Here is a 23,595-nt window from a genome sequence, read left to right as displayed (position 1 = left end):
TAGATGATATTTACACATGCTGATGTGCTTAAACCCGACTATTGTCGTGCTATTTCTCTATCAAGATTAGGTTAAGAATAATGCAACGGATCGTCAGACTATCAAACGGTTTGTGAATTATTGATGGAGATCAGTCATGGCACAGTCATACAGCGAAAAAGCCCAAAAAATATTAACGATATTCTTATGTTTCTGGGTCGCATTTTTTGAAGGTTTTGACCTTCAAGCTCCCGGGATTGCGGCGAAAGGAATTGCAGCAAGCTTTGGTTTAGATCAAATCCAAATGGGCTATGTATTTAGTCTGGGTGTCTTTGGAATGCTGTTTGGCGCATTCTTTGGCGGACGTATTGCAGATTATCTAGGACAAAAGAAAGTCCTAATGCTTTCTGTGACTATTTTTGGTCTGTTCATGTCGTTGACTGCAATTGCGCCAAGCATCGAAGTTTTATATGCAGCGCGTTTCTTTACTGGTTTGGGTTTAGGTGCGGCAATGCCAACCATGATTTCAGTCGTCGGTGATGAAGCAACGGAAGCCAACCGTGGCAAGCTAAATAGTCTGATGTATTGTGGTTTGCCGGTAGGGGCGATCTTTGTTGCCGGTCTGGCCATGTTGCTTCCGGAGATTCAATGGCAAACCTTGTTCCTGATTGGGGGATTAACGCCTTTAGCACTGATTCCATTGATGGCATTTATTCTTAAAGATAAGCCTAAAGTGAATGCGGGAAGTACCGGTTTCTGGCGAAGCTGTGCCGGGAATGGCTGAGGTGTTGTTCAAGCAGCAACAGTATAAAAATACAGTGCCTCTTTGGGTGGGTTTCTTTTTTACCTTGATGATCAATTATATTTTGATCAGCTGGTTACCTAACTTGCTTATGGAACAAGGTTTGCAGAAACAACAGGCATTTCTGGTGATGTTGGTGTTCCAGGTGGGCGCGGTTATTGGAACCCTGAGCCTAGGTTATTTACTGGATCGTTTAAAGCTTTGGCAAATGGCGACCATCATTTATAGTGGCTTGTTTGTTGCCTTGGTATTGTTATTCACCACAACTTCTATTCCGTTATTAATTTTGGCGGGAGTCATGGGTGGCATTTTCTCTACGGGTGGTCAATCTATTCTATATGGGATCTCACCGATTTTTTACTCAGGCGCAGGCAAAGTGACAGGCGTGGGCAGTGCGATCTCTTTAGGGCGTTTAGGGGCGATGACTGGACCATTATTAACTGGAAAAATTCTGGCATTAGGTTTGGGCACCACAGGTATTCTTGTGGCAAGTTTACCAGCAGTGGTCGTATCGGCAGTAGCCGTCACTGCACTATCACGTTATAAGGCTGCTCATAAGTAATTAATCATTGAGATCTATCAATACAAAAAGGGAATCTGAAGATTCCTTTTTTTATCGTCGAGGTTTTTAATTGAATAAAGTCAGTCCATAAAATTTGCTAAAATATACGGATAGTAAACAGATTGATTTTTATATGGCTTATCAACTTATTCCACTCTCGATTCAGGCCACTGATAATATTGCCTGTCCACATTGTCAGCACAACGTGATTGATTGGGCAGAAGAGCAGTATGTGCAACCTTGTGAACATACCCTGTTTATTGCCATGGATATTGGCTTTGAATATATGACGGATGAATTCGAGCACAGCATGCCGCGTTCTGTAGATGATCTGCATGCCAATGATGATCAGGTGAATATGCTGGATGAAATCACCCAAGCGACTTATTCAAATTATCTGATATATAAGTCTGATCTGGGCATAGATGGGTATTTCCGCTATGTGGGTTTTACTGCATAAATCATCATCAATAAAAAAGCGCCAATCGGCGCTTTTTTATATGGAAAGATTAACTTTCTATTTCTTCTTCGATTTCATCATCCGTAGTATCCATGCCCAATTCTTTAAGCTTGCGCGTTAAAGTGTTGCGACCCCAACCTAAAAGTTCTGCGGCATGACGTTTACGGCCACGGGTTTGTTGCAAGGCTGCATTGATCAAGGTGCGTTCAAACATCGGCGTCGCAACATCCAGAAGTTTCATTTCACCATTTTTGAGTTTTTGCATCGCCCATTGACCCAGCAATTCATCCCAGTGATGCGGTGCGATCTGGTTCAGCGTTGGAATTGGCGCACCCGGATCCTGCTGATGAATTGGAATCTGTTTCAGCTCAGGTGGCAAGTCTTCAGGATAGACTTCACGACCTGTGATCATGACAGTCAGCCAGCGACAGGTATTTTCAAGTTGACGCACATTACCTTGCCATGGCAATTTCTGCATATATTCTTGGGTTTCAGGACGTAATATCTTTGGATTGACCCCAAGTTCCTTTCCGGCACGCGCCAGAAAATGCTGCGCCAGCATCGGAATATCTTCACTGCGATGTGCCAGTTTTGGAATATGAATACGAATTACATTCAGTCGATGATACAAGTCTTCACGGAAGCGACCCTCATGAACCAGTTTTTCCAGATCCTGATGTGTCGCTGCCACGATACGCACATCGACCTTAACCGGAATATGACCGCCAACTCGGTAGAACTCTCCATCGGCTAGGACACGCAATAAACGGGTCTGGGTCTCAAATGGCATATCGCCAATTTCATCTAAAAACAGCGTACCGCCATTTGCCTGTTCAAAACGACCTTGGCGCTGGGTATTAGCACCGGTAAATGCACCTTTCTCATGGCCGAAAAGTTCAGTTTCGATCAGGTCTTTTGGAATCGCCGCCATATTGAGGGCAATAAAAGGTTTTGAGCTGCGTGGTGAATGACGATGCAGGGCATGCGCTACCAGTTCTTTACCTGTACCAGACTCACCATTAATCAACACGGTAATATGCGATTGTGATAAACGGCCAATGGCACGAAACACTTCCTGCATGGCAGGCGATTCACCAATAATTTCGGTAGATTGAATTGGTGGAGCCGCTTTTGCTGATTCTTGTTGCTGTAGCTTGGTGATATGTAAAATTGCACGATTTACCAGCGCCAGTGCTTCATCAATATCAAAAGGCTTAGGCAGATATTCAAAAGCACCAGTTTGATAACTGGATACAGCCGATTCTAAGTCTGAATGCGCCGTCATAATAATGACAGGTAGGTCAGGATAACTGTGTTTAACCTTGCCCAGGAAGGTAAGTCCATCAATACCCGGCATGCGGATATCGGTCAAAATCACATCGGGTGCTTCCAGACTCAGTTGGTCTAGTGCAGATTGTGCTTCTTCAAAACTGGTCACATCCAGACCTTCCTCTTTAAAGGTCTTTTCCAGTACCCAGCGCATGGCGCGATCGTCATCAATCACCCATATTTTATTTCGCGACATGATTCGACTCCCAAGGTAAATATAAGCTAAAGACGGTTTTTCCAGCCACGGACTGACACTCGATCATGCCGTTGTGCTGATGAATAATATTTTGAGCAATACTGAGGCCCAGTCCGGTACCTTTTGCGCGACTGGTGACCAGCGGATAAAACACCGATTCGATAATCTCTTCCGGCACACCTGGACCGTTGTCTTCAATATCAATCCTTACTACAGAGCGGTGAATCACCCCGTTAATGGTAAAGAGACGCTGAATCCGGGTTCTTAAAATCAGTTCCGGTTGATGTTCGACAAAGAACTCCTTGTTCTCGGTCATGGCCTGTACGGCATTGGCGCAAATATTCAAAATGACCTGAATCAATTGGTCGCGGTCTGCCAGAACTTCCGGTAAGGACAGGTCGTAATCCCGGGTAATCTTGATTTTCTTTTTGGTCTGATTGGCAATCAGTGAACGCACCCGTTCCAGAGGTTCATGCACATTGACCAGTTCATAGCTCGGAAGCTGGCGTGAACCGAGCATGGTATCGGCCAGATTTCTGAGTCGATCCACTTCGCTAATAATAATGTCGGTAAATTCTTTGTATTGTGGATCATTCAAACTGCGTGCCAGGAGTTGAGTCGCCCCGCGAATGCCACCCAAGGGATTCTTGATTTCATGCGCAACACCGCGAATCAGCTGACGCGCTACCTGATGCTGTTGCAGCAGATTTTCTTCACGAGAGATTTTTAACATGCGATCGCGAGGATTGAGTTCGATGAGCAGTAGCGGATGATAAGGTTTGCCCAGATTTAGCTGAGAAACAGTGTAGTCAACATGAATGTCTTTAAAGTTGACCAGAATAGTGGCTTCGCGGCGTGTATAAGGTTGTCCCGTAGTTAAAGTATTATTCAGGGCTTCTTCGGTATTGAACTCATCTGTCGGGTTTTGCAGAATATTGAGTACGGATGTGCCGCTCGCGCGGAATAAGCTCACATCAAATAAGGCTTCACAGGCAGAATTCAGATAATAAATATTAAGATCGCGGTCTATCAATAAGATACACGTGGTCATATTGTCCACTAAAGCACGATAGTCGATCGGAATAATTTGATCCATTCGCGGGTTTGTTCCTGTATTAAAATGGCGCAATGGCATCTTCATAAAGCAATTTAATCAATTTTAAGTTCTGATTTGATGCAAGATGCACGCCAACTTTTATGACGAGAGATTATTTATTGCGATGAAATGCAGAAATGTGACAGAGCAACACAATTCATCTTAGATATAGCGGATTAAATTGAGGCTGTAAATCTAAAATGATTCATTTTGGTGCATGAGTGGGTATGTTGAATATTTTATGGCAATATTTTAGTGCATGATGCAAAGAGTCAGGTTTTCAACTATTTTTATGATGCGAAAAGACATACAATACGCGCATTCTAGTAGAGCGAAAATTCATGAAGTCCCCCAAAGTCGGTTTTGTATCTTTAGGTTGTCCTAAGGCATTGGTAGATTCTGAACGTATTTTAACCCAGTTAAAGACTGAAGGTTATGACGTCGCTTCGGATTATGACGGTGCTGATTTAGTTGTAGTAAATACCTGTGGTTTCATTGAATCCGCAGTGCAAGAATCGCTAGATGCGATTGGTGAGGCGATGAGCGCGAATGGTCGCGTGATCGTAACAGGTTGTCTAGGTAAAGACGAAGACAAGATTCGCCAAATGCATCCCAATGTCCTGAAAGTGACAGGTGCAGCGGCATATAAAGAAGTTATGGATGCGGTTCATCAATACGTGCCTGAGCCGCCAAAACACAATCCATTTATTGATCTGGTTCCAGAGCAAGGCATCCGCCTGACGCCAAAACACTATGCTTATCTGAAAATATCCGAAGGCTGCAACCATCGTTGTACCTTCTGTATTATTCCAAGCATGCGTGGCGATCTGGTTTCACGTCCAGTCGGTTCTGTGCTTGATGAAGCTGCAGCGCTGAAACGTGCCGGTGTAAAAGAAGTACTCGTCATCTCCCAGGATACTTCTGCTTATGGCCTGGACACGAAATACAAGCTGGATTTCTGGAATGGCCAGCCGGTTAAAACCAAATTCTATGACATGTGTGAAGCATTAGGTCAGTTGGGAATCTGGGTGCGTTTGCACTATGTTTACCCGTATCCGCATGTAGATGCAGTAATTGACCTGATGGCACAAGGCAAAATCCTGCCTTATCTGGATATTCCATTCCAGCACGCAAGTCCAAAAATTCTCAAACTAATGAAACGCCCTGCGCACAGTGAAAATACACTGGAGCGTTTGAAAATCTGGCGCGAGAAATGTCCTGATCTGGTGTTGCGTTCAACATTTGTGGTGGGCTTCCCGGGTGAAACTGAAGAAGACTTCCAGATGTTACTGGACTGGCTGAAAGAAGCCCAGCTGGATCGTGTGGGATGTTTTACCTATTCGCCAGTTGAAGGTGCGACAGCAAATGATTTGCCAGATCACGTTCCTGAAGAAATTAAACAAGAGCGTTATGAGCGTTTCATGCAGGTTCAGCAAGAAATCTCGGCAGCCAAACTCCAAAAACGTATCGGTCAGACCATGACTGTGCTGGTAGATGACCTGGAAGATGAATTCCCGGTAGCGGTTGCGCGTTCTTATGCAGATGCACCTGAAATTGATGGCAATGTTTTTGTTGAGGATATCGATAAAAGCGTCATTAAGGCAGGGGATTTACTTGAAGTCGAGATTACCGATGCAGATGAATACGATCTGTATGCAAAACTCATTTCAATCAAGTCTGCTTAAGATTTTGAATTAAAAAAATTTAAATTGAATACTTTGGAGTTTGATGATGTTGGATTCTAAAAAGCCACGCTTTGGTCGCATCCTGTTAAAGCTTTCTGGTGAAGCGCTGGCAGGAAATAAAGACATGGGGATCGATGCACAAGTGCTCGATCAGATGTCACTTTCTATTGCGCACCTCGTGGGTTTAGGCGTACAAGTAGGTATTGTTGTGGGTGGTGGTAACCTGTATCGCGGTAGCCAGCTACAAAAAGATGGTCTGGTTGGCCGTGTAACTGGCGACCAGATGGGTATGCTGGCTACAGTCATGAACGGTTTGGCACTTCGCGACGCTTTGGTGCGCCGTAATATTAAAACCCGTTTAATGTCTGCATTGCCGATTGGTGCTGTGGTTGAGTCTTACTCAAGCCGTGATGCGATCCGTCACCTGACTCAGGGTGAAGTGTGTGTATTCGTGGCAGGTACAGGTAATCCGTTCTTTACGACAGATACAGCTGCCTGTTTACGTGGTATTGAAATCGAATCAGACTTGATCTTGAAAGCGACCAAAGTTGATGGCGTATATAACAAAGATCCAAGCAAATATGATGATGCGGTTAAATATGACACATTGACTTTTGACCAGGTTCTGGACGAAAAGCTGGGTGTGATGGACTTAACTGCAATCTGTTTATGTCGTGATCACAATGTGCCGCTACAAGTATTCGATATGAATAAGTCTGGCGCATTGCTTTCCGTGGTGATGGGTGAAAAAGAAGGGACTCACGTTACCAATTAATGACGTGAGCACCAAAGCACTTTATACTACACGCTAATTTAGTAATAACCTCTTTTCAAGAATTAAGTAAGGAAGATCATATGATTAACGATCTTAAAAAAGACAGCGAAGACCGTATGAACAAAACTCTAGAATCTCTAGAGCATGGTTTTGCAAAAGTTCGTACCGGTCGTGCGCATCCATCAATTTTAAATAACGTGATGGTTTCTTACTATGGTTCAGACGTTCCATTGAACCAGGTGGCAAACGTAGGTGTTGAAGATTCACGTACTTTGTTAATCCAGCCTTTCGAACGTTCAATGGTTTCTGCAATTGATAAAGCGATTCGTGAATCTGATTTGGGTCTGAACCCAATTACAGCAGATGCGATTCGTGTACCGATGGCTGCGTTGACTGAAGAAACGCGTCGTGACATGCAAAAAGTTGCGCGTAATGAAGCAGAAAATGCCAAAGTAGCGATCCGTAACATTCGTCGTGATGTATTGGGCGATATCAAAGCTTTGTTGAAAGAAAAAGAAATTTCTGAAGATGAAGAGCGTCGTGCTGCTGACGAAATCCAGAAAATTACCGACAAATTTGTTGCTGAAGTTGACAAGCGCTTGGCTGCGAAAGAAGCTGAATTGATGAAGGTCTAATTCATCGATGACCGTTGCTGAAGAAAATCCCCGTCTTCCGAAACATGTTGCCATCATCATGGATGGCAACAATCGTTTTGCCAAAAAAAATCAGATGCAGAAAGGTGATGGACACCGTGAAGGAAAAACGGTTCTGGATCCGATTGTTGAACACTGTAAAAAAAGAAATATCCAGGCTTTAACTGTATTTGCCTTTTCCAGTGAAAACTGGAATCGTCCACAGTTTGAAGTTGAATTGCTCATGAAATTGCTGGTTGATACCATTCATGAACAATTGCCCCGCATGGAAAAATTCAATATTGCCTTACGCTTTATCGGTGATCGCAGCCGTTTGTCCCCAGAATTACAGGGACTTATGTTGCATGCCGAAGAGAGGACTGCTAATTTCAATAGTATGACACTCACTATTGCAATCAGTTATGGTGGTATGTGGGATATGGCACAAGCTGCACAGCGAATTGCCAGCGATGTTTTAACAAATAAATTAGATCTTGATGCAATTAATACTGATGTATTTGGTCAATATGTCAGCCTCGGTGATTTACCTGCAGTTGATCTGCTGATTCGTACGGGTGGAGATTTCCGTCTTTCGAATTTCCTGTTGTGGCAGGCAGCCTATGCAGAGCTTTATTTCACTGAGACGCTATGGCCAGAATTTACCGTTGAAGAACTTGATGATGCACTTGCCGTATTTGGTGGGCGTGAACGTCGTTTTGGTAAAACATCAGAACAGATTCATCAGGAAAAACTTGAGAATTAATACATGTTTGAGCGGATTATAACCGCATTGGTGTTGGTAGCAGTTGTACTGAGCTGTATGTTTGCTACCGAATCACATTATCCAATGTTTGTATTGATGGTTCTTGCTGCTGGGGTGGCCGGCTATGAGTGGTTCAAACTCATGCCGCGAAAATTTAAACATGTCATCAAACCTGTTGCTTGGGGATATGGAGTGCTCACTGCGGCACTTTCAGCTTTGGCATTGTATTTTGCCGAAGTTGCCTTATTGTTATGGGTAGCTTCTATAATTACCTGGTTGCTCAGCATTTACTGGGTTAAAACCTATCCTGAATATGATGGCTGGTACAACGCCAGCCTGCACGGAATCGGCGTAGTTCTGATCTCTGCTGCGGTTACTGCAATTTTCTCTGTCTGGCAAAGTTCACCGTGGTGGCTGATGTACCTGTTTTTACTGGTATGGGGCGCAGATAGTGGTGCATATTTTGTGGGTCGTAAATTCGGCAAGAAAAAGTTGGCGCCGAATGTTAGTCCCAACAAATCGGTAGAAGGGTTGTATGGCGGTATCGTTACCTCAATGCTGATTGTAACGGCAGTCGCCTTGCTTTATCTGGATATGACCTGGCCAGAACTAATTTTATTCCTGATTTTATCTGTCGTTACAGTATTTAGTTCGGTACTGGGTGACCTGTTTGAATCCATGATCAAACGTCGTGCCGGTATTAAGGATTCAGGTCGAATTTTGCCAGGACATGGCGGAGTACTGGATCGTATTGATTCTTTGCTTGCTGCAGCTCCAATCTTTGCAGCAGGTATGGCTGTTTTAAAACTTATTGGTGTAGATTTATAAATGTCACAAGCAGTTTGTATACTGGGTGCTACAGGTTCCATTGGTCAAAGTACTTTAAAAATCTTGCAGCGACATCCTGAAGCATACTCGGTTTTTGCTGTGACCGCGCAAAGTCGTATCGAGGAGCTGGTTGAAATTTGCCGGCAATACTGTCCTAAAGTGGTGGTGGTGCCGGCTGAAAAAGTAGATGAACTTTCAAAACTACTTCAGCAACACCATTTATCTGATATTGAAATTCTGCAAGATGAAGCCGGTTTAATCGCTGTGGCTGAACACGCGGATGTTGATATCGTTATGGCGGCAATTGTCGGTGCTGCAGGCTTGTTGCCGACATTGGCTGCAGTGAAAGCGGGTAAACGCGTACTGCTGGCCAATAAAGAAGCCTTGGTGATGTCAGGTGACATCATGATGCAGGCAGCGCGCGATCATGGTGCCTTATTGCTTCCCGTTGACTCCGAACATAACGCGATTTTCCAATGTCTGCCACCGCATTATTTTGAGGCAGAGCGTCATGGCAAGCCCAAACTGGGTGTATCCCAGATTCTGCTGACCGCGTCGGGTGGGCCGTTTCTGAACCACAGCATACAGCAACTTGAAGAGGTCACACCTGCCCAAGCTTGCAAGCATCCTAACTGGTCCATGGGTCAAAAAATTTCAGTCGATTCTGCTACCTTGATGAATAAAGGCTTAGAATTGATCGAAGCCTGTCATTTGTTTGCAGTTCAAGAACAATTTGTTACAGTTGTTGTGCATCCACAGAGTATTATTCACTCCATGGTTCAATACGTTGATGGTTCGACTTTGGCACAAATGGGTAATCCGGATATGGGCACGCCTATTGCACATGCTTTGGCATGGCCTGAGCGTATTAGTACGCATGTGGCGCCACTGGATCTGTTTATGCATTCACAACTTAATTTTCAAGAACCGGATATGCTCCGTTTCCCTGCATTAAAATTGGCCCGTCAGGCCATGCAGAGTGGCGGAATTGCACCGACAATTTTAAATGCGGCCAATGAAATTGCAGTTGCTGCATTTTTAAATCAACAGATCAGATTTACCCAAATTCCTCAGGTAGTTGAGCACGTCCTAAATCAGATGGACAATCAACCCGCACATGATCTGGAGGCTATCTTGCAAGCAGATCAAATGGCGCGAGGTTTATCACAGCAATATGTTGTGAATAAAGGAAGTTAAGATATGAATGCCTTGTTTATGATTGCCGCTGCAATTCTCTTACTCGGTCCCTTAATTGCGATTCATGAGTTCGGTCACTATATTGTGGCGCGTAAACTGGGCGTTAAAGTATTGGTCTATTCCATTGGATTTGGGCCAACATTATTAAAATGGACCTCGAAAAAATCCGGAATTCAGTATCAATTGTCTGCCTTGCCTTTGGGTGGCTATGTCAAGATGCTGGATGAACGCGAAGGTAATGTCTCTGAAGAGGACTTACCCAAAGCCTTCAATCGTCAGCATCCGTGGAAACGAATCGCCATCGTGGCAGCGGGACCATTAATCAACCTGATTTTTGCAGTTCTTCTATTCTGGGTGTTATTTTTACCGGCACAAGAACAGCTCAATACCCGTGTGGGTAAAGTTTTACCAAATACGCCTGCTGCAACCGTACAAATGCAGCCGGGCGACAAAATTGTAGCTGTGGATGGTACTCAGGTGGAAACCTGGGAAAAACTCAGTTATGCCTTGGTGGATCGTGTTGGTGAAACTGGTGTGGTTTCTATTCAGGCAGATCGCGCTGGTGAAAACAAATTGTTCCAGTTGCCGATTCAAAACTATTTAAAAGATCAAAGTCAATCGCCACTAGAAAGCCTGGGTTTCTTGCCTTATCGGCCAGAAATTCCGGCAGTGATCAGCAAACTGAGTGAAGATGGTGCAGCCATCCGTCAAGGTTTGAAAGAAGGCGACAAGATTCTGGCCATTGACGGCGTTCAGATGAAAGACTGGTTTGATGTGGTGCAGGTGGTACAGGCATCTCCAGAAAAATTACTCAAAATGGATGTACTACGCGAAAATCAGGTGGTTCAGCTGGAAGTCATGCCACAAGGTAAACGTGACAATATGGGCAATGTGACTGGTATGCTGGGCGTACAAAGCGATCCGGGTAAACTGAACATTCCTGCAGAATATAAACAGACCATTCATTACTCGCCAGGCGAAGCACTGGTAATGGCATTTGATAAAACAGCACATTTATCTTCGATGATTCTGAACTCGATTGTCAAAATGGTACGCGGTCTGATTGGTCTGGATAATTTATCAGGTCCAATTACCATTGCCAAAGTGGCAGGACAAAGCGCAGAAATGGGCTGGGAAACTTTTATTTCCTTTATGGCGCTAATGAGTGTAAGTTTAGGAATATTAAATCTACTACCCATTCCAATGCTTGATGGCGGACATCTGGTTTACTATTTTGTTGAATTAATTCGTGGTAAACCTGTTTCCGAACAAATACAATTGGTTGGACTAAAAATTGGTATGGTACTGCTCGGCAGTATGATGCTTCTGGCATTATTTAATGATTTTATGCGTTTATAACAACGTAAATGGAATAAATTAACAGCGGAAAAGACTGGCATGCAGCACACACATTTATTTATGCCTCTGGCACTCGTTAGTGCAATGGCAGTAGCACAACAAGTATATGCAGCAGATGAATTCATTGTACAAGATATAAAATTTGATGGATTAGTACGTTTAACTCCTGACAATGTGTATGGCCTAGTGCCAATTAACAGTGGTGATCGGGTCAATGATCCAATCATTGCCAATGCAATTCGTAGCATGTATGCATCAGGCCTGTTTGATGACATTAAAGCCGTTCAGCAGGGCAATACCTTGGTTTTCCAAGTGGTTGAACGCCCGGTTATTTCGAAAATCGAATTGAAAGGCAATAAGCTGATTCCTAAGGAAGCGCTTGAAGAAGGTCTGAAAAAAATGGGTCTGGCTGAAGGCGAAGTGCTGAAAAAATCAGCGCTGCAAACTATTGAAACTGAACTTGAACAGCAATACATGCAGCAAGGTCGTTATGATGCCGATATTACGGTCACCACGACGCCTCGACCAAATAACCGTGTTGAATTGCTGATTGATTTTATTGAAGGTAAAGCGGCTAAAGTTTTCGATATCAATATTATCGGGAATACCGTATTTAAAGAGTCTGATATCAAGCAGGCCTTTGCCGTAAAAGAAAGTGGCTGGAGTTCGGTCATTTCGCGTAATGACCGTTATGCACGTGAAAAGATGGCGGCGAGCCTAGAAGCTTTGCGTGCCATGTATCTGAATCGCGGTTATATCAATTTTAATATTACCAATTCCAGCCTGAACTTGAGTGAAGATAAAAAGAATGTTTTCATCGAAGTTTCTGTGGATGAAGGCGAACAATTTAAATTTGGTCAAACCAAATATTTAGGTGATGCACTTTATAAGACTGAAGAATTACAGGCTTTACAAATTTTCAAAGAAGGCGAAATTTATTCGCAGGAAAAAGTCAACGCGGTTAAGCAGTTATTGCAGCGTAAGTATGGTAATGCAGGTTATTACTATGCAGAAGTCAATATTGTTCCTCAAATTAACAACGAAACCAAACTGGTTGATCTAAATTATTATATTAATCCGGGTCAGCAAGTTACGGTAAGACGTATTAATTTCACTGGCAATACGAAAACTGCAGATGAAGTATTACGTCGTGAAATGCGCCAAATGGAAGGTGCGCTTGCCAGTAATGAAAAAATTGACCTGTCTAAGGTCCGTCTAGAGCGTACCGGTTTCTTTAAAACTGTCGATATCAAACCTGCACGTATTCCGGGTGCACCAGATCAGGTGGACTTGAATGTTGCCGTTGAAGAGCAGCATTCAGGTACTAGTACTTTGGCTGTCGGTTTCTCGCAAAGTGGTGGTGTGACTTTCCAGGCAGGCTTAAGCCAGACCAACTTCTTGGGTACCGGTAATAGTGTTTCAATCGATTTGTCGCGTTCTGAAACTCAAGATTATTATAACTTGAGCGTGATGGACCCGTACTTCACCATTGATGGTGTGCGTCGCGGTTATAACATGTATTACCGTAAAACCAAGCTGGATGATGACTATAACGTCAACAACTATGTGACAGACAGTTTTGGTGGTGGGATTAACTTTGGTTATCCAATTGATGAAAACCAGAGTGTCAGTCTTGGTCTGAATATTGATCAGACAGATGTTACGACTGGGCCTTATGTTTCTACTTATGTTGCGGATTATCTAGAACGCAATGGTGGTAGAGAAACACGAAGTGGTGAATATTGTCCACAAAATCCAATTAAAGATGCTAATGGTCAAATAACGGGTTATGAACCTTGTACGGCTCCTATTCCATATGGTCAAGAATTTAAAGGTGAGTTTTTTACCTATAACCTGAACTTAGGCTGGTCATATAATACTTTAAACCGCCCAATGTTCCCTACAAATGGTATGTCACATCGAATCAATGGTGAAATTGCATTGCCAGGCAGTGATGTCGAGTATCAAAAAGTCACTTATGATGCTCAGGCATTCTTCCCATTAGGCAAGGATTTTGTTCTGCGTGGTTATGGTAAGTTGGGTTATGGTAATGACCTACCATTCTACAAGAATTTCTATGCAGGTGGTTTTGGTTCGGTTCGTGGTTATGAAAATAGTACATTAGGTCCTAAATATCCAGGTGTATATTTCTCTGATACAGGTCAAACGGATCCTTCTCCTGAGGAAGTAGGTGGTAATGCACTAATTCAATTTGGTACCGAATTAGTGCTTCCAGTACCATTTAAAGGGGATTGGGCACGTCAGGTTCGTCCAGTCATCTTTGCTGAAGGTGCACAAGTGTTTGATACCCAATGTGATGTATCAAATGAAAATATTTTCGTTAATGGCACTTCAGTAAATGGAAAGCAGTACTGTAAAGATAACTTCGGTTTCGATGCAGATAATATGCGCTATAGCGTGGGTGCAGGTTTCACCTGGATCACCATGATTGGCCCATTGTCTCTCAGCTATGCTTATCCGTTGAATAAAAAAGACGGTGATGATACTAAAAACATCCAGTTCGAAATTGGACGTACTTTCTAAAATCGTTTTGACCTAGAAACTAAATTTTGCTCATAAAGCCTTTAGGTTTTGTGAGCAAATTTTTTTGAATGAGTAAGAATATGAAAAAAATGATTATGGCAATGAGCCTGGCTTTGGCAAGTGTTGCTCCTTTGACTCAAGCGGCTAGTATGGGGGTAATTGACTTAGAGCGTGTGGTTGAAGGTAGTACCTATTTGAAACAACAAAACACGATATTTCAGCAAAAAATTCAGCCACAAACCACCAAGATTGAACAACTCAGCAAGGAGCTGGAAGCTTTGCAGCAACGTGCTCAATCCAATACCAAGCTCAGTGAGACTGAAAAACAGAAAATGTCTGCGCAATATCAGGCTAAGTTGCAAGAATTAAATCAGTTACAACAATCTGTACAGACGAATGTCCAAAGCTCGATTCAGCAGATCCGGGCTGTATTTGATGCACGTATAAAGCAAATTGCTGAACAATTACGTAGAGAAAATAACCTCGATGTGGTTTTAAATAAAAATTCAGCACTTGCTTATGATGCTAAATATGATTTAACTGATAAAATGATTCAAAAGGTTAATGCAATTAAATAATCAATGAATCATCAACAGCTTCAGTTAGCTGATCTCGCTCGCCTGGTTCAAGGCGAGTGCATAGGTCAGACAGATTTGCGTTTGAGCGCTTTGGCCAGTCTTGAACAGGCAACTTCACACGATCTGGCATTTGTGAATGCCGATAAATATGTAGAGCAGGCCAATCAAAGTCAGGCAGGTGCTTTAATTGTCACGACTGAACTAAAACAACAGATAACTTCACATCAAAACTTTATTGTTGTGGCAAATCCCTATCTGGCTTTTGCGATTCTGACGCATGTCTTTGAGAAAAAACATCGCCAGCGTGGCATTGAAAGTACGGCTCAAATTCACCCGTCGGCAATGATCGCGGACGATGCTTATATTGGTCATTATGTGGTGATTGGTGAGCATTGTGTCGTGGGTGCGAATACGATTGTTCAGGCGCATGTGCAGATCGATGATGATGTCGAAATCGGTCAGGACTGTTTTATTGACTCACATGTGACCCTCACCGGCGCAGCAAAAATTGGTAATCGGGTGCGTATTCATGCTAATAGCGTGATTGGCAGCGAAGGGTTTGGTTTTGCACCTTATCAAGGTAAATGGCACCGTATTGCGCAATTAGGTTCTGTACGCATTGAGGATGATGTGCGTATTGGGTCAAATTGTAGCGTAGACCGTGGTGCACTGGATGATACGATTTTGCAACAGGGTGTTATTATTGATAATCTTGTGCAAATCGCGCATAACGTTAAAATTGGTGCACATACCGCGATTGCTGCAAAAACTGCCGTTGCAGGAAGTGTTTCAATTGGCAAAAACTGTATCATTGGTGGTGCCTCTGCGATTTCTGGACACTTGAATATTGCCGATAATGTGACGTTGACCGGAATGTCAATGGTGACAAATAATATTTCTGAAGCTGGAAAATATTCATCCGGGATTGGTCTGTTTGAAAACCAGAAATGGAAACGTACCGTGGTTCGCCTCAGACAATTAGCAGATGTGCCATTGACCCAGGTGATCAAACGACTAGATTATATGCAATCTCAGATTGAGTCCATTGAATCAACATTTAAGTTGCGTAAATAATTATGATGACAGAGTCGAATTTGCCTACATTCACGAAGCCTGAATTGCCAATGAATATTCAAAAGATTCGTGAATATTTGCCCCATCGCTATCCATTTTTATTGGTTGATCGCGTTGTCGAAATTACCGATAATGGCATTGTTGGTTATAAAAACGTCTCAATTAATGAAGAGTTTTTACAGGGCCATTTTCCGAATTATCCAATTATGCCAGGTGTACTAATTGTTGAAGCGCTGGCACAAATCTCTGGAATTCTGGGTTTTGTGATGAATAATGAAGTGCCAAGTGAGGGTTCTTTGTTCCTGTTTGCCGGTGCGGAAAAAGTTAGATTTAAAAAACAGGTGGTTGCAGGTGACCAATTGGTTTTAAAATCTGAATTAGTGATGCAAAAGCGGGGCATTTACAAATATAATTGTATTGCCACTGTAGATGGCGTCGTCGCAACAACCGCGGAAATTATGGTTTCGCATCAAAAAGTCGAGCAGGCATGAGCAATAATCCCCTTATTCATCCAACTGCCATTATTGACCCATCAGCAGTCATTGCTGCTGATGTAGAAATTGGCCCATATTGTATTATCGGGCCAAATGTCACTATTGGTGCGGGTAGCAAACTTCATTCACACGTGGTGGTGGGTGGCTATACGCGTATAGGTGAATATAATGAAATTTTCCAGTTCGCCAGTGTAGGTGAGGTGTGTCAGGATCTTAAGTATGCCGGTGAAGAAACCTGGCTTGAGATTGGCGATCACAACAAGATTCGTGAGCATTGCAGTCTGCATCGTGGCACGGTTCAGGACCAGAGCCTGACCAAGATCGGTAGTCATAACCTGCTCATGGTGAATACGCATATTGCACATGACTGTATGGTCGGAGATTATAATATCTTTGCTAATAACGTCGGTGTGGCTGGACATGTCCATGTCGGGGACTACGTCGTCATTGGCGGAAACTCGGGCATTCATCAGTTCTGTAAGATTGATTCTTATAGCATGATTGGTGGGGCATCACTGATTCTGAAAGATGTACCGGCCTATGTAATGGTTTCAGGTAATCCTGCGCATGCATTTGCTATGAACATTGAAGGTATGCGTCGTAAAGGCTGGTCAAAGACCGTAATCAGCGGTTTACGTGATGCCTTTAAACTGATTTATAAATCAGGTTTAACGACTCAGGAAGCAATCGAGCAGATCCGTACAGGAATTTTGCCTGAAGTGGCTGAGGTACAGCGTTTAATCGATTCTCTTGAACAGTCGAAACGTGGTATTGTGCGCTAAAAGTTTAATATAATAAAAAAGACACCTGAAGGTGTCTTTTTTATTTTGGGAATTTCTATTTTACTTAAGAAATTTAATTTCCTCAGCTTTCGGATAATTCTTCAATAGCTTTGTTTTGTATTGCGAAGCAAGCGTAGCATTCTTTTCAACATCTTTGCTGATGTTATAAAGCTGATACAGGGCAGTGGAGGCTTTCGCAGAATTTGGATAGCGGTCAACGACAATCAGATAATTACGTTTCGCTTCAGCAAATTTTGGTGGGTCAATCGCCAGATTGAATTCCGCTAACCAGAAATAAGCATTGCTGATATAAACGCTATTCGGATTGTTTTTAATAAAGTTTTGCATCGGGGCAATGGCTTTGGCTGCACCGCCATTTTTATAAGCATCTAAAGCCACGGTATAAGCGGCTTTTTCCAGCTCAGCAGGTTGCTGTCCGCTGCTTGCTGTATTGACCTTATTTGCGCTTAGGCTGGGTGCAGTATCCTGTGGGTTTTCCTCCGTTGGATTGTCTTCAGCAGGTTCAATTTTTTGCTGCAACAGTTCAAGACGCTGATCGAGATCGGCATAACGATTAGTCAGTTCATTTTTGAGCCGTTCAATCTCATTTTCCTGTTCTTCCATTTTACCGCGCAAAATCCGCAGGTCATTCTCGAGCTGCTGGTTCTTTTGCATGATTTGCCAGCTGGTATTGGTTTGAACTGCTGGAGTTGCACCAGCCGCAATTGCCGCTGGGGTATTTACTGTGGTTTGATTTGTAGCTTGGCTCAAGCCGCGCGATTCAATCGGAATATTGGCAAATAGAGGTGTGGTAAAGAGTGCTATCACTACACACAATACGGTCTTTTTAAACATCATAAAATTTCCATAATTCTTTGTGAGATGCGGATCCGCTGCTCATCTTTTCAAAGTAGATCATTCATATACATTGCACACATTAAAAACGGCATTTTTAGAAAATGCAACAAGGTTTTACAAAGATCATGTGAATCTGAGTGTTGATGGATTGATTGTGAAGATCCCTTAAAAATCAGCAGAAATATCAATATTGTTTTTAAAATAATCAAACGGATAGCTTGAGGGATTATTTTGCGGAACAAGGCTTGCAACTTGATTAAAAATCTCTATACTCTGTTTTTGTAATGGTAGCCCTGCTGGTTACTTCGCAATTGTACTCTATGAACCCCGCCAGGACCGGAAGGTAGCAACGGTAATAGAACTATGATGTGCCGGAGCTTTGCTGGTAGGGTTGCCACCATATTCTTATTATAATAACAATGCGAATTCGCAGTTTTCTATTCTCAAATATCATTCCTTTTTCAATGTCATCAAACAGCACTATCTTATTATTTTAATGATTCAGATCATTATTATTTTATGTCGTACTTTATTTTGCAGCTAATATTGGATAAATAACCAATATACTTATACGTGCATTAAGACTTTCAAAGAAGATAAGAATTAATCTTCTGCTTTACGGTTAATCGCCTTGATAATCGCATCCATTTCAAAACCACGATACATTAGAAAACGGATCTGTTTGGCTTTGAGCTTCAGGTCTTCAGTGACCTCAGTCCCATATTTTTTGACTTTTAGTTCATAGGCTTGTTGAACCCAGTCGGTTTCTTTGAGTTCTTCTGAAATCAGAGCAGTATCAATCTTTTTGCTCTTGAGTTTCATTTTAATTTGATTGGGACCTTTGCCTTTACGCTTTTGACTCGACAACATGGTTTCCGCCACACGCTGATCACTTTGATAGTTCTCACGGGACAACTCTTCCACTAAGGTAATGACTTCATCACGATGCTCTGCATAAAGGCTTAATTTCTCGATCAGTTCGGCTTTGGAATATTCCTTGCGCGTCAGTACGGCAAAGGCATAAGAACGTAAGCGTGAGCCTGTCAGTCCCGGGTTCTTCTCATCCTGAGTTGGGGTAGAGGAAAACAAACGTTCTTCAGGATTAAATTCAGGAGCGTCTTGGATCGCACTTTTTGCAGGTTGAGCTTGATCTTCAGTATCACCAAATTGCTGTTTTAAAGTTTCATAATCGAGCAGTTTGCTGAATTTCGCGTCTGACATGATTCTCTCGGATTTTAGATTCCCTATATAATAACAAAACGCCCCGGAGGGCGCTGTGTATTGACGTTTAAAGATGATGCATCTAATAAGATCATGCATCTAAAAAGTCAGGTTCTTCCTTGCTATCGTCTTCTTCAACAACCACTGCTTTAGTCAGAAGCTGGTCACGAATCAGTTTTTCAATCGTCTGAGCCATTTCTTTATGCTCTTCCAGATAACGGATGGTGTTGTTCTTACCCTGGCCAATTTTGTCGCCTTGATAAGAATACCACGCACCAGCTTTCTGCACGATTTCTTGCTGTACAGCAAGGTCGATCAATTCACCTAGATGGTTAACACCTTTGCCATAAAGAATCTGGAATAAAGCTTCTTTAAACGGAGGCGCCATTTTGTTTTTCACGACTTTGACTTTGGTTTCAGAACCAACAATCTCGTCACCTTCTTTCACTTGGCCAATACGACGGATGTCCAAGCGAACAGAGGCATAGAATTTCAGTGCATTACCACCGGTTGTGGTTTCCGGGCTACCAAACATGACGCCAATCTTCATACGAATCTGGTTAATGAAGATCACCATACAGTTTGAGCGTTTGGCATTACCGGTAATTTTACGCAGTGCCTGGCTCATCAAACGGGCTTGCAGACCCATATGCGAGTCACCCATTTCGCCTTCAATTTCGGCACGTGGTGTCAATGCAGCAACAGAATCGACAACGATCATGTCGATCGCGCCAGAACGTACCAGCATGTCTGCAATTTCAAGTGCCTGTTCACCGTGATCCGGTTGCGATACCAGCAGATTGTCGATATCTACGCCAAGTTTGCGCGCATATTGAGGATCAAGTGCGTGTTCCGCATCGATAAATGCACACGTACCGCCTGCTTTCTGACACTCTGCAATTGCTTGCAATGTCATTGTGGTTTTACCTGAAGATTCAGGACCATAGATCTCGACGATACGACCTTTTGGTAAACCACCAATACCGAGCGCGATATCCAGCGTTAAAGAACCTGTAGACACGGCTTCAACTGCCTGAACGGTATTGTCACCAAGACGCATTACTGTATTTTTACCAAACTGTTTTTCAATCTGGCTTAAGGCAGCGTTGAGCGCCTTGTTTTTATTCTCATCCATCTTACAACCTCAATACGATGTCACTAAGTTAGTACTCAAGTGGATGTCTTAAATTAGAGCTTTGTTCCACAGGTGTATAGTGACAGAATTTTCCCTAGTGTTCTATAAAAGTCAGCGCATGTACGACATATTCTGACGCTTAAATTTAATCGTCATTATAGGACCATGACTGATCGAAATTCTGACTATTTTCATTTTTAAATCTACTGATGTCACGACGATCCTTCTTGCTTGGACGATGGTCGGGACGAGCTAGATTATGCAACTTTCTTTGTGATGTAATCAATTCCCGGCGTGCAATACTGACTTCGGTTTCTTCATACAGTTTTTGTGCCACGGGTGCAGGTCCACGAACATCAGAAAGTTCCTTAACCAGCACGGTTTTTTTGTCGATGCCTTGCTGAATCGTCAGTTCCATACCAACACGGACTTCGCGCGATACCTTGACACGTTCACCATTGTGATGGACTTTGCCACCTTCAATCGCATGTTTGGCAATCGAGCGGGTTTTAAAAAACCGTGCTGCCCACAGCCATTTGTCTATACGCATGCCTACCGCATCTTCGGGTAAAGACGATTTACGCATATTTTTTTTCTACCTCAGCCTGATTTAAATGAGTGATTAAATCTGTTAATTGGTGCAGCATCGGGTAATTACAAGTCTGGCGTGCTACTTTGGCTGAAGAGGGTTGCTGGATGCTGAACAGGTTCTGAATGCCATAGGCTTTGGCACCATTCAGAACTTTTTCGGTATCATCAATAAAATAAGCATGTGCAGGGTCAAATGGATGCAGTTCATTCAGGCCTTGCCAGAATTCGATAAATTCTTTGGCATGTCCGATCGTTTCTGAGCTGACGATAACATCGAAATAATCTCTTAAATTTAAATGATCCAGCTTAAATGCTAGACCCGCACAGTCAGCATTGGTGGCCAGCCAGATTGGATAGCCATTATTTTTGAGATAATCGAGTAATTCAAGACAATGGGGGCGTAAGGCGACTTTATCTTTATGTTCAATTTGCATCGCCAGAACATCGACTTCGACTTTAGCCGTCCAGAAGCGTGAAGAGTACCAGTTTAAGGTATGATTATGTTCCTGATAGAATGCATAGAGTGTCGCTTGGCTGTGTTCCAGGCTACAGCCATGTGTGGCAGCATAACGCACAGGCAATAACTCGTTCCAGATGAAATCATCATAGGCAAGATCAAGTAAAGTGCCATCCATATCGAAAATTATGGTAGGTTTTTCAGAGCATTTTGACATATTTAGGTTTTCTATGTTTAAAGCAACAGCAGCACCACAAGATCCAATGATTTTGCAGTTTGTGCCCATTTTGACACAAGCCTGTGAAATTTTGCGAGAAGAATATCAGCGTTATTGTTCTGGTGCGGCTTTTGATGTCATCAAAAAAAATGATAATTCTCCGGTGACTCAGGCAGATTTTCGGGTCAATACTTATCTGACCCAGGCTTTGGCAGAGATTTCCAGCTTGCCTTTACTGTCTGAAGAAGGACAGGAACATGAACGCCGCTCATGGTCAGAATTCTGGTTACTGGATCCGCTAGATGGTACCAAGGAATTTCTGCACCAGCGCCCCGAATTTACCATTAATTTGAGTCTGGTCAGAGGCAGTTTGACCACTTTTGCCATATTGGCGGTTCCGGAGCAGCAACTGATTTATTTCTGTCCTGAGCAGGGCTTGCCTTATAAATATGATATCCAAAAGATGACATGGTTTGCTTATGAAATGCTTGAAACTACTAAAATGATTGCTGTGGGATTGAGCCAAAGTAGCCAGCAGAAACCGAAATATACCGAGTATTTGCAAAGTCTGGCTAAGCTCACTGACTACACCGAATTTAAAGCGGGCAGCGCTTATAAATTTTGCATGATGCTGGAAGATCAGGTAGACATCTATCCACGTTTTCATCCGACCTCGGAATGGGATACCAGCGCTGGTCAATGTATGCTCGAACGGATTGGTGGTGGTCTGGTTGATTTAGAAGGCCGTCCATTTATTTATAATCATCGGGATACCTTGCTGAACGGTGGATTCATTGCTTATAAAAATAATGATATGAAAATTATTGCATTGCAGGCAGTGTCTGACATGCAGGCCGAGCATTGAGCAAAATTCTGAGCGTGTTATAGTGGTACTTAACCTATTACCAATCCAGAGTTGGCTGTAACGTGTCCCTGAAACTGCTTCCACCGAGTATGTTGAGTGCAATTGATTTATTGCCCGATGTACAAACGCCTGTCACCTTATTCACACGGCATTCGATTCGTGAGGAGGTTCCGGGGCAGGGTTTGGCAGGCTATGATCTGCAACTGACCAATCAGGGGCGGGATCTGGCGCAGGAATGGGGTGCTTATCTGGCTGATCAAACCGATCGTGTGATTCATCACTGTATTTCAAGTCCGATCCAGCGTTGTATTGATACCGCTGCATTGATGATTGAGGGGGCAGATGCGGTTACCCCTGAGCAGAATACCCATCGTATTGAAATTATCGAACAGGGACTTCTGGTGGAGCCGGGCAGCTTTGTGCTGGATATTCAAAAAGCCGGGCCTTATTTTGCCAAGCAGGGTGCGCTCGGTTTTATTAACAGTTTTGTCAATAATGCCTTGCCGGGGATGAAACAGCCGATTCATGGTGTGGTGGATGTACTGGAACTGATTTACAACACCCATCCGCAAAATAAATATGGGCTGAGTTTGGCTGTCAGCCACGATACTATTCTCGCAGCCATGATTGCAGTGATGTCAGGGCGTCAGGACGTCAGTCGGGAAGACTGGCCAAAAATGATGGAAGGTCTGTTTGTCTGGTTTGAAGGTGATGTGTTTTTGGAGTCCAAACTGAAATGGATCTGGCGCGGACAGGTACACGAACTGGATATTGCTGATTTTAAACGTTCTCAACTTTCTTAAATCAAATTGATCTATTTAAAACTCAATTGTTCGCAGCAATTGAGTTTTTTTTATCGGGGAGGTAGAAATTATGAAGATCGTATGGCGTTTCATATTGATCATTCAATAAAAGTCAGGCTAAAACAATAAAAATAAATTCTAAACTGCATCTTTTACATTTATAGGGCGAAAATTCAATAATGTAAGTCTCTGTACACGACAAAAATAGATAACTCATTGAAATAATGTCACAATAATTGTTTTCTAACGACGAATACTATGACACATCTCAATGAGTTATATCTTATCTTAAACAAATCTCTAAAATGGAACA

Annotated in this window: 22 protein-coding genes, 1 other RNA gene and 1 pseudogene; 17 read left to right on the top strand and 7 right to left on the bottom strand. The window is 42.9% G+C overall.

What is annotated here, in order from left to right; translation table 11 throughout:
• The first annotated feature begins 136 nt into the window (after positions 1-136).
• Together mhpT and FTT86_RS13080 are read left to right on the top strand one after the other, a co-directional pair.
• Positions 137-1,343, top strand: a pseudogene (gene mhpT, locus FTT86_RS16295) (3-(3-hydroxy-phenyl)propionate transporter MhpT).
• A 133-nt stretch (positions 1,344-1,476) separates the two neighbouring features.
• Positions 1,477-1,803 carry a hypothetical protein gene (locus FTT86_RS13080; RefSeq protein WP_004279890.1) on the top strand — a complete coding sequence of 109 codons (327 nt, stop codon included), beginning with the start codon at positions 1,477-1,479 and terminating at the stop codon, positions 1,801-1,803.
• Positions 1,804-1,852: 49 nt separating this feature from the next.
• Here FTT86_RS13080 and glnG read toward each other — a convergent pair whose 3' ends face one another.
• Positions 1,853-3,328, bottom strand: a complete 1,476-nt coding sequence (gene glnG / locus FTT86_RS13075; protein WP_180181322.1) for a nitrogen regulation protein NR(I) — start codon at positions 3,326-3,328, stop codon at positions 1,853-1,855.
• Positions 3,315-4,424 (bottom strand): nitrogen regulation protein NR(II), encoded by a 1,110-nt coding sequence (gene glnL / locus FTT86_RS13070; RefSeq protein WP_005107202.1) that lies wholly within the window; start codon positions 4,422-4,424, stop codon positions 3,315-3,317. The genes glnG and glnL overlap by 14 nt, the downstream gene beginning before the upstream one ends.
• Before the next feature lie 341 nt (positions 4,425-4,765).
• Here glnL and rimO point away from each other — a divergent pair, with 341 nt between their 5' ends.
• From rimO to lpxA, 12 genes are all read left to right on the top strand, one after another.
• Positions 4,766-6,109: a 30S ribosomal protein S12 methylthiotransferase RimO gene (gene rimO, locus FTT86_RS13065; RefSeq protein WP_005107200.1), complete on the top strand. Its 1,344-nt coding sequence runs from the start codon at positions 4,766-4,768 to the stop codon at positions 6,107-6,109.
• Positions 6,110-6,155: 46 nt separating this feature from the next.
• Positions 6,156-6,884, top strand: a complete 729-nt coding sequence (gene pyrH, locus FTT86_RS13060; protein WP_004279886.1) for a UMP kinase — start codon at positions 6,156-6,158, stop codon at positions 6,882-6,884.
• Positions 6,885-6,964: 80 nt separating this feature from the next.
• Positions 6,965-7,519: a ribosome recycling factor gene (gene frr / locus FTT86_RS13055; RefSeq protein WP_004279885.1), complete on the top strand. Its 555-nt coding sequence runs from the start codon at positions 6,965-6,967 to the stop codon at positions 7,517-7,519.
• 7 nt (positions 7,520-7,526) lie between these two features.
• Entirely contained in the window at positions 7,527-8,279 is a 753-nt protein-coding gene (uppS, locus tag FTT86_RS13050) for a polyprenyl diphosphate synthase (protein ID WP_004646714.1), read from the top strand.
• Between the two features lie 3 nt (positions 8,280-8,282).
• Positions 8,283-9,107, top strand: coding sequence for a phosphatidate cytidylyltransferase (locus FTT86_RS13045; protein ID WP_004279883.1), 825 nt, complete (start codon positions 8,283-8,285; stop codon positions 9,105-9,107).
• A complete protein-coding gene (gene ispC, locus FTT86_RS13040; protein ID WP_005266614.1) occupies positions 9,108-10,304 on the top strand; it encodes a 1-deoxy-D-xylulose-5-phosphate reductoisomerase in 1,197 nt (398 codons plus the stop codon).
• Between the two features lie 3 nt (positions 10,305-10,307).
• Positions 10,308-11,663, top strand: coding sequence for an RIP metalloprotease RseP (gene rseP, locus FTT86_RS13035; protein WP_180087270.1), 1,356 nt, complete (start codon positions 10,308-10,310; stop codon positions 11,661-11,663).
• Between the two features lie 39 nt (positions 11,664-11,702).
• Entirely contained in the window at positions 11,703-14,207 is a 2,505-nt protein-coding gene (gene bamA, locus FTT86_RS13030; RefSeq protein WP_180181321.1) for an outer membrane protein assembly factor BamA, read from the top strand.
• An 80-nt stretch (positions 14,208-14,287) separates the two neighbouring features.
• Positions 14,288-14,785, top strand: coding sequence for an OmpH family outer membrane protein (locus FTT86_RS13025; protein ID WP_044110206.1), 498 nt, complete (start codon positions 14,288-14,290; stop codon positions 14,783-14,785).
• A gap of 3 nt (positions 14,786-14,788) precedes the next feature.
• The gene (lpxD, locus tag FTT86_RS13020; RefSeq protein WP_180087273.1) at positions 14,789-15,859 is read left to right on the top strand and encodes a UDP-3-O-(3-hydroxymyristoyl)glucosamine N-acyltransferase; all 1,071 of its coding nucleotides are present in this window, start codon (positions 14,789-14,791) and stop codon (positions 15,857-15,859) included.
• Between the two features lie 5 nt (positions 15,860-15,864).
• The gene (fabZ, locus tag FTT86_RS13015) at positions 15,865-16,350 is read left to right on the top strand and encodes a 3-hydroxyacyl-ACP dehydratase FabZ (RefSeq protein ID WP_026055766.1); all 486 of its coding nucleotides are present in this window, start codon (positions 15,865-15,867) and stop codon (positions 16,348-16,350) included.
• Positions 16,347-17,135 (top strand): acyl-ACP--UDP-N-acetylglucosamine O-acyltransferase, encoded by a 789-nt coding sequence (lpxA, locus tag FTT86_RS13010; RefSeq protein WP_004279876.1) that lies wholly within the window; start codon positions 16,347-16,349, stop codon positions 17,133-17,135. The genes fabZ and lpxA overlap by 4 nt, the downstream gene beginning before the upstream one ends.
• A gap of 60 nt (positions 17,136-17,195) precedes the next feature.
• Here lpxA and FTT86_RS13005 read toward each other — a convergent pair whose 3' ends face one another.
• Entirely contained in the window at positions 17,196-17,993 is a 798-nt protein-coding gene (locus FTT86_RS13005; RefSeq protein ID WP_180181320.1) for a YbgF trimerization domain-containing protein, read from the bottom strand.
• Positions 17,994-18,287: 294 nt separating this feature from the next.
• Between FTT86_RS13005 and ffs the strand changes: the two genes are divergently transcribed.
• Positions 18,288-18,384: signal recognition particle sRNA small type (ffs, locus tag FTT86_RS13000), an RNA gene on the top strand.
• A gap of 212 nt (positions 18,385-18,596) precedes the next feature.
• On the opposite strand, the gene FTT86_RS12995 is transcribed toward ffs, so the two are convergent.
• The 4 genes from FTT86_RS12995 to FTT86_RS12980 all read right to left on the bottom strand — a co-directional run bounded on the left by FTT86_RS12995 (position 18,597) and on the right by FTT86_RS12980 (position 21,614).
• Positions 18,597-19,214: a regulatory protein RecX gene (locus FTT86_RS12995; RefSeq protein WP_180087275.1), complete on the bottom strand. Its 618-nt coding sequence runs from the start codon at positions 19,212-19,214 to the stop codon at positions 18,597-18,599.
• A 91-nt stretch (positions 19,215-19,305) separates the two neighbouring features.
• The gene (gene recA, locus FTT86_RS12990; RefSeq protein ID WP_004279873.1) at positions 19,306-20,349 is read right to left on the bottom strand and encodes a recombinase RecA; all 1,044 of its coding nucleotides are present in this window, start codon (positions 20,347-20,349) and stop codon (positions 19,306-19,308) included.
• 145 nt (positions 20,350-20,494) lie between these two features.
• The gene (locus FTT86_RS12985) at positions 20,495-20,935 is read right to left on the bottom strand and encodes an RNA-binding S4 domain-containing protein (RefSeq protein WP_004646726.1); all 441 of its coding nucleotides are present in this window, start codon (positions 20,933-20,935) and stop codon (positions 20,495-20,497) included.
• Entirely contained in the window at positions 20,928-21,614 is a 687-nt protein-coding gene (locus tag FTT86_RS12980; RefSeq protein ID WP_180087276.1) for an HAD-IA family hydrolase, read from the bottom strand. Before FTT86_RS12980 ends, FTT86_RS12985 begins: the two co-directional genes overlap by 8 nt.
• Before the next feature lie 13 nt (positions 21,615-21,627).
• Here FTT86_RS12980 and FTT86_RS12975 point away from each other — a divergent pair, with 13 nt between their 5' ends.
• Complete coding sequence (locus FTT86_RS12975; RefSeq protein WP_005246616.1) at positions 21,628-22,479, top strand: 3'(2'),5'-bisphosphate nucleotidase CysQ; 852 nt, start codon at positions 21,628-21,630, stop codon at positions 22,477-22,479.
• 62 nt (positions 22,480-22,541) lie between these two features.
• Positions 22,542-23,282, top strand: a complete 741-nt coding sequence (locus tag FTT86_RS12970; RefSeq protein WP_004279869.1) for a histidine phosphatase family protein — start codon at positions 22,542-22,544, stop codon at positions 23,280-23,282.
• Positions 23,283-23,595: the final 313 nt, after the last annotated feature.

This window comes from Acinetobacter sp. YH01021 (genome assembly GCF_013420255.1).
In the GTDB taxonomy this organism is placed as follows: domain Bacteria; phylum Pseudomonadota; class Gammaproteobacteria; order Pseudomonadales; family Moraxellaceae; genus Acinetobacter.
Note: the sequence above shows the minus strand (reverse complement) of the source record. Positions and strands in the feature narration are given on the sequence as shown.